A 12099-nucleotide genomic window follows, 5' to 3' on the forward strand; every position below is an offset into this window, starting at 1 on the left:
TCTACCGGGAGTTTTACGTGGTGGGAATCATCCACGGAAACACATAGGCCTGCAGCGTGCAGATGATGCCTATCAGCACCAGAAAGGCCAGACTGTGCTTGACGGTAAAGCGGAACAGGTCAGATTCCTTGCCCGCCAGGCCCACGGCCGCACAGGCGATGGCGATGGACTGGGGTGAAATCATCTTGCCGGTCACGCCGCCTGTGGTGTTGGCGGTCACGGCCAGCACTTCGGGCAGGCCCAGTTGTGCGGCGGTCGTGGCCTGCAGGGCACCGAAGAGGGCATTGGCCGAGGTGTCCGAGCCCGTAAGGAACACACCGATCCAGCCCAGGAAGGGCGAGAAGAAGGCAAAAGCCTTGCCCGTATGGGCCAGCGCCATGGCCAGCGTGGTGGACAGGCCGGAGTAGTTGGCAATAAAGGCAAAGGCCAGCACCATGCCGATGGAGTAAATCGGCAGGGCCAGTTCCTTGAAGGTCTCACCCAGCGTCTTGAGCGCGACCGCAGGCTTGAGGCGCAAATAAAGAATGGACAGAACGGCAGCAATCACGATAGCCGTGCCGGTGGCCGACAGCCAGTTGAAGGAGTACACCGCGCCGTAGGGCGTGGGCGTGGCCACGACGGGAGCCATCTTCTGCACCAGGTTGTGCAGCAGGGGCACGGGAATGTTGAACACCGTGCTGGACAGTGCGCCGCCTGCGGCGAACAGCGCCTTGAAGGGTTTCAGGCTCCAGATCGTCACCATGGCCGTGAGGATGATGAAGGGAGACCAGGCCTTGAACACCACACCGGCCGTCAGCTTTGTGGGGCTTGTCGTATGGGCGATCACGCTGCCGGGCTCAGGCTCGAAGCGAAAGATGCGCTTGGGTTGCCAGAATTTGAGAAAGGTCGTCAGCGCCACCAGGGCGACGATGGCCGAGGTGATGTCGGGTAACTCGGGGCCGATGTAGTTGGCGGTCAGGAACTGGGTCAGCGCGAAGCTGCCGCCACCGACCAGCACCGCAGGCCAGGTTTCCTTGACGCCGCGCCAGCCGTCCATGATGGCCATGAGCCAAAACAGCACGATGATGGTCATGAAGGGCAACTGTCGGCCCGCCATCTGGCTGATGGCCATGGGGTCGATGCCCGAGACTTGGCCAGCCACGATGACAGGAATGCCCATGGCGCCAAAAGCGACCGGTGCGGTGTTGCCGATCAGGCACAGGCCCGCGGCATACAGGGGCTTGAAGCCCAGGCCTACCAGCAACGCTGCCGTGATGGCCACGGGCGCGCCAAAGCCGGCCGCACCTTCAAGGAAGGCGCCGAAGCAAAAGCCCACCAGAATCAGCTGCAGGCGCTGATCTTCCGTGACCGACAAAATCGAGGAGCGGATGATGTCGAACTGCCCGGTTTTGACCGAAACTTTGTAGAGAAACACCGCCGCGACAATGATCCAGGCGATGGGCCACAGACCATAGAAGAAGCCATAGACGCCCGCTGCCAGAGCATTGGCGACCGGCATGCGATAGAAGAGCAGGGCCACGGCCAGCGACAGGACCACCGTGATGGTGCCCGCCACATAACCTTTCAGTCGCAGCTTGGTCAGCGCGAGAAAGAAAAACAGTATGGGTATGAGCGCCACCAGCGCTGACACCCACACATTGCCTGCGGGGTCGTAGTTCTGCGACCAGATTTCTTGCATTGCCTTGATCTCCTGAATATGCGCGCGAAGGGCAAGCCTCCTGACTGTCCAGAAGTCTTCCCGTCAATTTTTAATAACACCGTGCAGCAAGCAGGCTGTGCCATTCCCGGTACTGGGTGGCTTGTGCTTTGGTGTATATTGGTATGACCAATTTTGGTGAATTCGAGTGGATTGCATTATAGAAATTGGTTTTAAAGAATAAATTAGTGGTTTTCCCTTGATAAATTGGATTTATTGGTAATACCAATTGAGGTGATGTGAAGCTTTTTCGAGATATTGCTGCAGGCGATGAAGTCGTGAAAAATGGGTGCAGCAGGCCAGAAATTGGGTGCAAAAAGCCGCAAGCCTTGATAGGGCTTGCGGCCGTTGCTATGGCTCAGTGAGCGATTAATTGACCATCAGATGGAAGGGCCAGACATAGGCCTGCAATGTGACATACAGACCCATCAGGCAGGCCAGCGCAATCGAGTGAAAGAACACGTAGCGCAGGATGTCGCCTTCGTGGTTGAACCAGCGGGTGGCGGTGGAGGCCACGACGATGGACTGCGCATCGATCATCTTGCCCATCACGCCGCCCGAACTATTGGCTGCGCCCATGAGGTTGGGCGACAGGCCCAATTGCTCGGCCGCCACTTTTTGCATGCCGCCGAACAGCACATTGGATGCCGTGTCCGAGCCCGTGAGCGCCACGCCCAACCAGCCCATCAAGGTGCCGAAGAAGGGGTAGAACATGCCGGTATTGGCAAAAGCCAGACCCAGGGTAGTGTCGGTGCCCGAGTAACGGGTCAGCGTGCCCAGAGCCAGCATCAGCACAATGGTCAGCAGTGAGTAGCGAACCAGCCAGATGGTCTTGAAGAAGGTGCGCACAATCGCCACCGGGCTGTACTTCATGATTAGGGCACTGACGACGGCCGACAGCAAAATGCCGGTGCCGGTGGCCGACAGCAGGTTCAGCGTATAGACCGCGCCTTCCTTGGTGGGCTGGGGCACTACAGGTGGCATTTTCTCGATCAAATTGTGCAGGCCGGTCATGGGGAAGGCCGGGGCAAAGAGGCTGTTGAGCCATGCCTTGAATGGAGGCAGGCCCCAGATGAACACGAAGACCGACAGAATCAGCCAGGGCATCCAGGCTGCAATCAGGGCCGAGCGGCTGTGCTTGACCACGGGCTGGGGTGGTTTGGCTTCAGCAGCGCTGACATCCTTGCCACGCAGCGAGGCCGAGGTCCAGATTTTCTTGGGTTGCCAGACGCGCAGGAACAGCACCAGGCTGACCATGGAGACGATGGCAGCAATGATGTCCACCAGCTCGGGACCGATGAAGTTGGAGACCAGATACTGAGGAATGGCAAACGACAGGCCGGTGACCAAAATGGCGGGCCAGATTTCCATCATGCCCTTGCGTCCGGCAAAAGCCCAGATCAGCCAGAAGGGCACAAGTACCGAGAAGAAGGGCAGTTGGCGGCCAATCATGGCTGTCACTTCCATCAGGTCGTAACCATGCACTTTGGCCAGGGTGATCACTGGCGTGCCCAGTGCACCAAAAGCCACAGGTGCGGTGTTGGCGATCAGGGACAGCCCCGAAGCGGCCAGAGGAGAGAAGCCCAATCCGATCAGGATGGCGGCCGTCACGGCGACGGGTGTGCCAAAGCCTGCTGCACCTTCGAAGAAGGCACCGAAGGCAAAGGCAATCAGCAAGAGCTGGATGCGTCGGTCAGGGGTGATGCCCGACAGCGAATCCTGCAGTACCTTGAAGCTGCCGTTTTGCTCAGTGAGTTGATGCAAAAAGATGATGGTCAGCACGATCCAGCCAATGGGCAGCAGGCCGGTGAAGCCGCCAAACAAGGCAGCCCGGCCAGCCATTTCGGCAGGCATGTTGTAAACGAACACGGCAATCACCAGCGCGGCAATCAACCCGGCTCCTGCGGCCAGGTGGGCCTTCATGTGTAAAAAGCCCAGGCCCACCAGCATCACCACGACCGGAATGGCCGCCAGCAATGTGGATAGCCACATATTCGAGAGGGGGTCGTAGACCTGTTGCCAAACCATTGCCTTTGTCTCCTTGTTGTATGGGTGACGAGGATGGTGGCTGTGCGACCGGGCTTATAGACCTAGCATTAGCCCTTGATTGAACGCCGCTGTAGAAAATTTCAATACCGGCATAAATCACTTCAACCCAAAGAGCTGTTCGCGTGGCAGTGATGAAAGCTACCATCGAGGCCAGTTCCAATAACAAGGCTAGAAATCGTGAGCGATCTCTCCAAAATCACCTGTATTGAAGACCTGCGTGTGGTGGCCAAGCGCCGCGTGCCGCGCATGTTTTATGACTATGCAGATTCGGGCTCCTACACCCAGGGCACTTATCGCTCCAATGAGGACGACTTCCAGAAGATCAAGTTGCGCCAGCGCGTGGCGGTGAATATGGAAGGGCGCAGCACACGCTCGACCATGATTGGTGAGGATGTGGCCATGCCGGTGGCGATTGCGCCCACAGGCCTGACCGGCATGCAGCATGCCGATGGTGAGATTCTGGGGGCCAAGGCGGCCAAGGCCTTTGGCGTGCCGTTCACGCTGTCGACCATGAGCATTTGCTCGCTGGAAGATATTGCCGAACACACAGATCGCCACCCCTTCTGGTTCCAGCTCTATGTGATGCGAGACAAGGCCTTCATGGAGCGGCTGATCCAGCGCGCCAAAGCGGCTAACTGCTCGGCACTGGTGGTCACGCTGGACTTGCAGATTCTGGGTCAGCGTCACAAGGACATCAAGAATGGCCTTTCCACCCCGCCCAAACCCACGATTGCCAACCTGATCAATCTAGCCACCAAGCCTCACTGGTGCATGGGCATGCTGGGCACCAAGCGCCGCACTTTTGGCAACATCGTCGGCCATGTGGATGGCGTGGGCGATGTGTCTTCGCTGTCGTCCTGGACGGCCGATCAGTTCGACCCCTCGCTCAACTGGAGCGATGTGGAATGGATCAAGAAGCTCTGGGGCGGAAAGATCATTTTGAAGGGTGTGATGGATGCTGAAGACGCGCGACTGGCCGCGCAAAGCGGGGCTGATGCGCTGATCGTCAGCAATCACGGTGGTCGCCAGCTCGATGGTGCGCCTTCGTCGATTGCGGCCCTGCCCTCGATTGTCGAAGCTGCAGGCAAGGACATCGAAGTCTGGATGGATGGCGGCATTCGCAGCGGCCAGGACGTGCTCAAGGCCCGCGCGCTGGGTGCGCAAGGCACGATGATCGGCCGCAGCTTTCTCTATGGTCTGGGTGCTTACGGCCAGGAGGGTGTGACCAAGGCACTGCAAATCATCCACAAGGAGCTGGATACCACCATGGCTTTTTGCGGTCACACCAATATCAACAAGGTAGGCCGCGAAATCCTGTTGCCCGGCACCTACCCCAAACCGTTTGAAGTGATCTGATCTGCTGGCGGCTGGCGGCTGGCGGCTGGCGGCTTGCTGCGCTGCAAGCCGCCGCGATCTCAGACTGGCGTTCAGGAATTGCCAGCTTTGGGTTCCCATTCCAGCACCTGTTGCTGGATTTTGGAGCGCTGCGCAGGCTTCAATTTCTTGGCGATGATTTCCTGCTGCTTGGCCGAATCCTTTTCGCCATCTCTGGCTGCCAGCAGCGCCCAGAAATACGCCTGGGGCCAGCTTTGCTTGACACCGCGGCCCAAGGCGTACATGGAGCCCACGTTGAACTGGCTGTTGGCATCGCCTTGTTCTGCGGCAATCATGTACCACTTGAAGGCCTCTTTGCTGTCTTGTGCCACGCCCCGGCCATGGTCGTACATGTAGCCGAGATTGCTCTGACTCGAGACATGGTTTTGCGCCACCCCAAGGCGGTACAACCTGACGGCCTCTTCCTGGTTTTCTGCCACGCCACGGCCATCGTCATACATCACGGCGAGGTTGAAAATGCCATCGATATCGCCTTGTTCTGCGGACAGGCGATACCATTTGACCGCCTCTTCATCGCTTTGCGGCACACCACGCCCGCGGCCGTACATCAGGCCAATATTGGCTTGGCTTTCCGCATGGCCCTGCTTTGCCGCAAGCATGAACCACTTGGCGGCTTCATCATCATTTTTGGGCCCGCCACGACCTGTGATATAGACGGCGGCGAGCTTGAACTGGGCCTGTGCATCGCCAGCCTGGGCTTTTTGAAGTAGGTCCGCCGATTGCGCGATGACCAAAGGGCTGGAGAGCAGTAGTGCGGCTGCGCAGAGGAAATGGCTGAATTGCTTTTTCATGGCGTGCTTGTCGATAAAGAGTGGTGGTTTCGAGCGTGCAAACTCAACGATTTGTTGTCTTGGGTTTCCAGGCGCTGATCTTCTTGTCCAGTGCTGCACGCTCTGCAGGCTTGAGCTTCTGGGCTGCGGCATCGCGCAGTGACTCCGTGTCTTCGAGGTCCTGAGCGGCTGCCAAGGCATACCAGAAATAGGCCTGGGACAGGCTGCGTTTGACGCCGCGTCCTTCTTCAAACATCGTTCCAAGGTTGACCTGCGCCGTTGCATTGCCTTGCTCTGCGGCCAGGCCCAGCAGTCTGGCGGCTTCCTTCTCATTGAGCGGCACGCCGCGGCCGGTGGCATACATCACGGCTAGATTGACCTGGCCCGAGTCATGGCCCTTGGCTGCCGTCATGCCAAACCATTTTGCAGCTTCCTTATCGTTTTGCTCCACACCGCGGCCACTGACATACATCAGCCCCAGGTTGTATTGGGCGTCGAGAACGTTCTGTGCTGCCGCGAGTCGATACCACTTGATGGCTTCCTGATCGCTTTGCTCCACACCGCGGCCATCTTCGTACATCACACCCAGATTGAACTGGCCGTTGGCTTCACCCTGCGCCGCCGAGAGGCGATACCATTTGACGGCTTCCACATCGCTCTTTGCCACGCCACGGCCCTGGTCGTACATCAAGCCGAGATTGCTCTGGCTCAAGGCATTGCCTTGTGCCGCCGCCAGGCCGAACCATTGCGCGGCTTTCTCATCGTTTTGCGCCACTCCACGGCCCTCTACATATATCTGTCCGAGGTCAAGCTGAGCCTGGGCATCGCCCGCCTGCGCTTTGCGCACCAGATCTGCGGGTTGTGCCACTGCCAAGGTGCTGGCAAGCAGCAATGCCGCAGCGGAGTAAAGGGGGGCCATGTGTTTCTTCATTTTTTTCCTGATATTCCTGCGATAGATGCGCCGTGTCCGGCCTGCTGCGGCAAAGCTCGATATGGCTTCAGGCAGCTTCCGAGGCCTTTTCCCATGAGAGATCGAACCAGGTCAGCGTGAAGCAATTCGTCGGGCGCAAGCAGCCTGTGGCAGACCAGATCATGCTCACGCTTTTTCATGGACTGAGCGCTTGTGACGTGCCAGTGACAGTGACTGGTTTGATGGGCTCCTGATGCATAGACGGCGAGCAGCAGCGAGCAGGCATTCTAGTCACGTCGCGGACTTGATTGCCGCCAAGTCGGCTCCATCGATTGGCGGCGAAGCCTTATTGATCAAGGCGTGTTGGCCTGACTGCGCGTCGTGACCGGTGGGCTCTTAATTGCGCTGCAAGCGCTTGCGCACGGCAAAGCCATAGCTCAGGCCCAACACTGCTGCAATCGCCGATCCCGCCAGAATGCCAAGCTTGGAGGCACCCAGTAATGCGGCATCTTCAAAGGCCAGACCACCGACAAAGATCGACATGGTGAAGCCGATCCCCGCCAGCAGACCTACCAGCAACACACCGTGCCAGTTCAGGCTCTTTGGCAGGCTGCAAAGGCCGCTTTTCACGGCCAGCCAGGTGCAGAGAAAGACGCCCAGAGGCTTGCCCAGCACCAGCGCTATCAGCACGGCTATGGCCGTGGTTTGCGGGGCTGCAGCGCTCAGGTCGATGCCGGAAAACTGCACGCCCGCATTGGCCAGCGCAAAAATGGGCATGACACCAAACGCAACCCAGGGGTGAAGAATCATAGGCAGGCGCAAAGCGGGTGGCAGCAGATCACGCTGGGCAGATTGTGCGGTACGCAGGTCTTGCAGCAGGTGCTGCGGATCGGGCTGGCCAGTGTGCACTTGCTCGCTGGCCTTGCGCATGGCGGCTTGCGCAGTGATAAGCGGTGGCTGTTTGGCAGGGCGCGCGAACACCGGCGTCATCAGGCCCAGCACCACGCCGGCCAGTGTGGGGTGGGCACCGGTCTTGAGCAGACCAAACCACAGCACCGCGCCGGGCAGCAGATACAGCGGCGCAGCGGCAATGCCCATGCGGTTGAACAGCAGCACCAGCAGCACGCCCGCACCGGCAATCACAAAGCCCATGGCCTGCAGACCGCCGGAGTAGAAGAAGGCAATGATGAGTACGGCCACGATGTCATCAATGATGGCCAGCGCCAGCAAAAAGATGCGCAGCGAGGATGGGATGTTGCGACCCAGCAGAGCCAGTACGCCCACGGCAAACGCAATGTCGGTTGCCGTGGGAATGGCCCAGCCGTTGAGCAAAGTCTGGTTGCTGCCCGCCAGCGCCACATAGATGAGCGCGGGTACGGCTACGCCGCCCATGGCGGCCATCAGCGGCAGACTGGCCTGGCGCAGGCTGGCCAGCGCGCCGTTGTGCAGCTCGCGCCGGATTTCCATGCCTACGACCAAAAAGAAGGCGGTCATCAGCACATCGTTGACGATGAAATGCAGGTCGGTGCTGAAGCTCCAGGGCCCCAGTGTCATGGCGACGGGGGCATGCCACAGGGCGAAATAGCTTTCAGCGTTGCTGGAGTTGGCCCAGATCAGCGCTGCAGCCGCAGCCAGCATGAGCACCATGCCGGCAAAGGATTCGATATGCAGCAGATGAGCCATTTTTGCCTGCACGCGCTCGGTCGCAGTTTGCAGGGCGGGGATGCGAGGAGGGTTTGGGGGTGCAGAAGGCGCAGGGGCCTGCACAAGAGTCTGTGGGTCCATCTATCGATTCAGGTGTCTGAAGTCCTCTGCCCGAGATGCGTAAAGGCACGAGGCAATGCCTCATTGCTGCATCAAACGCTGCAAACGACTGGCGCGCTGGCGGCCCGACCTGCGCATGAAGATTCACCTGCCATCACCACCGTATGTGGCGGGCACCCGGTGTGAATTGTAGCTAAAGCTGTTTGATTGGCTTTGATTTGAGGATATTTGTCTTTGATGCGGCTGTCGTGATCAGTCCTGTATCCATTCGCATTTCACGTCACCTTGGCTTAAGCAGGCGGGCTGCATGAATGGCGTCAGCAGTCGTGATTGGGTGGCGCTATGCTGGTGCGGCAACAAGAGGGAAGGCAAGTCATGTCGGGCATTGGAACGGAATATGTGTGGGTGATCGTGGTGCTGTTTGCGGCTGCTGCGCAGACGGTGCGCAACACGGCCCAGCGCTCGCTGACAGCGCAGGTCGGCACCATGCCTGCCACGCTGGTGCGCTTTCTCTACGGCTTGCCGTTTGCAGCCGTCTATCTGCTGGCGCTGTATGGCTTTGGCGATCAGTCACGGGCGCTGCCGCAGTTCAGCGCCACGTATCTGGGCTGGATTGCGATGGGTGCGGCGTTTCAGGTCGCGGCCACGGCAGCTTTGCTGATTGCCATGAAGGAGCGCAACTTTGCCGTGGCAGTCACGTTGTCCAAAACCGAGGTGTTGCAGGTGGCCTTGTTTGCCGCCATGTTTTTGCATGAGTTGCCTACGCGTTGGGCGCTGCTGGCCATGGTGCTGGCCACTATGGGTGTGCTCATGTTGTCCTTGCCACCGCGCGGGCAGATTCTTACGCTGTCGGCATGGGCAAGCAAGTCGTCGATGTATGGACTGATTTGCGGAGCCTGTTTTGCACTGGCCACGATTGGCTTTCGTGGCGGCGCGGTAGAGATTGCGCGCCTGGGTGTGGATTCGCCCTGGCTATCTGGTGCATGGGGCGTGCTGATTGCACAGAGCATGCAGTCATTGGTCTTGGGCGTCTGGATTGCGAAGACCCATGAGCAGGGCCTGCGCCCCATCTTCAAGGCCTGGCGCATCTCGCTGCTGGCAGGCAGCATGGGCGCGGCGGCATCGCTGGCGTGGTTTACCGCCTATGCCATGCAAGGCGCAGCGGCGGTGCGCACGCTGGGCATGGTGGAGGTGGTGTTCAGCTACCTCGTCTCGCGCCGCGTGTTTAGCGAGCAGTTGTCGTTGACGGAAAAGCTGGGCATGGCGCTAATGATGCTGGGGCTGGTATTGATTTGTTTGCAGCTCTGAATTGGAGAGCTGCCTGTGCATGTTCTACTTCACTTCCGCATTGATTCGTGCATGAAATGCTTATTAGATGGGCACAGGCAGCTCTTGGACCAATAGCAAAACAGCGCAACACCTGTAAAGATTTGGTACTGCGCTTGCTAATTGGTTTAAGCGCTATCAGGAATGAGAGGCGTGAATCAGGCTCTGGCTGGCGTCAGGGACGCGGGCATTGGTGCCACTGCCACGCTGCCCAGAGACTGCTGAACGATGTCTCCAATCATGTCGGCCGTGATGGCGGACAGCGTCCAGCCCAGGTGGCCGTGGCCGTGGCCGGTGTTGTAGAACACGCAGGGTTGATTGCCTCGACCCACGCGGGGCAGCATGTCCGGCATCATGGGGCGCAGTCCCGCCCACGGCACGACGCTGCGGGTGCTGACGCCCGGGAAGCATTGCTGCACCCATTCAATGATCGGACGAATACGGTCGGCCCGAATGTCCTTGTTGTAGCCATTGAATTCTGCCGTGCCCGCCACGCGGAAGCGGTCATCGCCCAGACGGCTGGTGACCAGCTTGGTTTCATCGTCAAGCAGGCTGACGACGGGCGCTGCCGAGCGGCTGACCTCATCAAGCAAGTTGACCGTGATGGAGTAGCCCTTGACGGGATAGATGTTGACACGGTCACCCAGCTGCGATGCCAGCGTGCGACTGGCCGTGCCTGCGCAGACGACGATACCGTCAAAGCTTGTAGTGCTGGCTTCCTGTCCCTGGCGAGTCGTTACGCTAACCTGCTTGCCATGGGCATTGACGGACAGAATTTCCTGCTCGTACCGGCAGTGCACGCCCAGGCGTGAGCAGGCGGCAACCAGGCCGCTGGTGAACTTGTGAATATCGCCGGTGGCATCGCTCTCGGTGTAATAGCCGCCGTAGTAGCTGCCGGACAGGGTGGGCTCGATGGCTCGCATCTCCTGTGGTGTCACGGCGCGGCGCTCCAGACCGCCCCGGGCTAGCAGTTTTGACACCCGGCCTGCATGCTCAAAGCCGGCCTGATGGCGGTAGATGTGAAGAATGCCTTTCTTCTTCAGGTCGAAATCAATGCCCTCACGTGTGGCCCAGTCAAACAGATGCTCGCGTGCCGCAATGGCGAGGCGGGCGGTTTCTGCGGTGTTTTTCTCGTAGTGAGGAATGGCGGCCAGGAATTCGCAAAACCACGAAATCTTGTGCCAGCTGGGCTTGGGGTTCAGTAGCAACGGCGCATCGCTTTTGAGCATCCACTTGAGGCCCTTGAGAAGGGTGGACCAGTGGTTCCAGACCTCGGCGTTCGACGCCGATAGCTGCCCGCCATTGGCAAATGAGGTTTCCATGGCCGCGTAGCGCTGCTTTTCGAACAAGGTGACGGAAAAGCCCCGGCGAGCCAAGGCGTAGGCGGTGGTCACGCCCGTGATGCCACCACCGATAACGGCGATTGTCTTCATGATTCAGATTCCAGCAAACGTCAGGGGTGGAGTCCGTGCGCAACATGCGCAGCGGACGCCCCCTCTGTTCTGGACCTGAGAGATTCACGAAGCAGCGCTAGGGGCGATGTTCGCTTGCTCCTTCGGTATGCCCGGCGGACGATGACGTCTGGACATTCTTCAGAGTGTTGAAGCAGTGATGCCGATCCTTTTGCCTGAGAGTTTCCGGGGCGGTTGCTCCTTCGGCGCTGCTTACGAAAGTTGTCGCTACAGTCTCTCTCGGCATCACTAGGCTGAGAGCCTGATGGCGAATGTAGGAAAAAGTCGGGTTGTTGGGTATACGGGTTTTCTAGAGTTGTTGGCTTTGCTGGCGTTCAGGCATCTGAAAAATAGATAGCAGCTTGCGCCTTTTGTTGATGGGTTCTGATGCTTGATCATGCGAAAGTGCTTTAAAGGTCAGCGCAAAAGGCTTCCAATTTCATAGCGCTAACAGCTGTCAAGTGGGTTTGAGCAGCCCCAGAGCCAGCCCCTGCATTGGTGCCGTCGGGTATGGCGTTTGAAGGTTTTGGGCAAAATGTCATCTTTGCCTGTCAACTGGCCTAGCGATATCACCGCTTTGCCACTGAAGCGCCCGACTGGGGTGGCTGCCGATACAGGATGCGACGGGCTTATCGGCCTCGGTGTTCTGCTTCATGGCTTCGTTCCTGTGTCCTTGTTGTCTGCGATCGCATTGGTCGCTTTTTTGCGTTGCTTGCTGCAACGCCTGCGGGATGGTTG

The 12099-nt window shown here is 58.9% G+C and carries 8 protein-coding genes and 1 riboswitch; of the genes, 2 read left to right on the forward strand and 6 right to left on the reverse strand.

Annotation, left to right across the window (positions count from 1 at the left end):
* Positions 1 to 13 precede the first annotated feature (13 nt).
* Together lldP and HF327_RS10835 are read right to left on the reverse strand one after the other, a co-directional pair.
* A complete protein-coding gene (lldP, locus tag HF327_RS10830; protein WP_169108238.1) occupies positions 14 to 1678 on the reverse strand; it encodes an L-lactate permease in 1665 nt (554 codons plus the stop codon).
* Positions 1679 to 2065: 387 nt separating this feature from the next.
* Positions 2066 to 3724, reverse strand: a complete 1659-nt coding sequence (locus HF327_RS10835) for an L-lactate permease (RefSeq protein WP_169108239.1) — start codon at positions 3722 to 3724, stop codon at positions 2066 to 2068.
* 198 nt (positions 3725 to 3922) lie between these two features.
* Here HF327_RS10835 and HF327_RS10840 point away from each other — a divergent pair, with 198 nt between their 5' ends.
* Entirely contained in the window at positions 3923 to 5101 is a 1179-nt protein-coding gene (locus HF327_RS10840; protein ID WP_198460466.1) for an alpha-hydroxy acid oxidase, read from the forward strand.
* A 71-nt stretch (positions 5102 to 5172) separates the two neighbouring features.
* On the opposite strand, the gene HF327_RS10845 is transcribed toward HF327_RS10840, so the two are convergent.
* From HF327_RS10845 to nhaA, 3 genes are all read right to left on the reverse strand, one after another.
* A complete protein-coding gene (locus tag HF327_RS10845) occupies positions 5173 to 5931 on the reverse strand; it encodes a tetratricopeptide repeat protein (RefSeq protein WP_169108240.1) in 759 nt (252 codons plus the stop codon).
* Positions 5932 to 5974: 43 nt separating this feature from the next.
* Positions 5975 to 6829 (reverse strand): tetratricopeptide repeat protein, encoded by an 855-nt coding sequence (locus tag HF327_RS22300; RefSeq protein ID WP_206764400.1) that lies wholly within the window; start codon positions 6827 to 6829, stop codon positions 5975 to 5977.
* A 387-nt stretch (positions 6830 to 7216) separates the two neighbouring features.
* Positions 7217 to 8605 (reverse strand): Na+/H+ antiporter NhaA, encoded by a 1389-nt coding sequence (nhaA, locus tag HF327_RS10855; protein ID WP_169108242.1) that lies wholly within the window; start codon positions 8603 to 8605, stop codon positions 7217 to 7219.
* 354 nt (positions 8606 to 8959) lie between these two features.
* Here nhaA and HF327_RS10860 point away from each other — a divergent pair, with 354 nt between their 5' ends.
* On the forward strand, positions 8960 to 9892 hold the full coding sequence (locus HF327_RS10860; protein WP_169108243.1) for a DMT family transporter: 933 nt from the start codon (positions 8960 to 8962) through the stop codon (positions 9890 to 9892).
* A 176-nt stretch (positions 9893 to 10068) separates the two neighbouring features.
* Here HF327_RS10860 and HF327_RS10865 read toward each other — a convergent pair whose 3' ends face one another.
* Positions 10069 to 11343 carry a D-amino acid dehydrogenase gene (locus tag HF327_RS10865; RefSeq protein WP_169108244.1) on the reverse strand — a complete coding sequence of 425 codons (1275 nt, stop codon included), beginning with the start codon at positions 11341 to 11343 and terminating at the stop codon, positions 10069 to 10071.
* A gap of 172 nt (positions 11344 to 11515) precedes the next feature.
* Positions 11516 to 11614: riboswitch (glycine riboswitch) on the reverse strand.
* Positions 11615 to 12099 lie beyond the last annotated feature (485 nt).

It is taken from the genome of Comamonas suwonensis, from assembly GCF_012844455.2.
GTDB classification, from domain to species: Bacteria; Pseudomonadota; Gammaproteobacteria; order Burkholderiales; family Burkholderiaceae_C; genus Comamonas; species Comamonas suwonensis.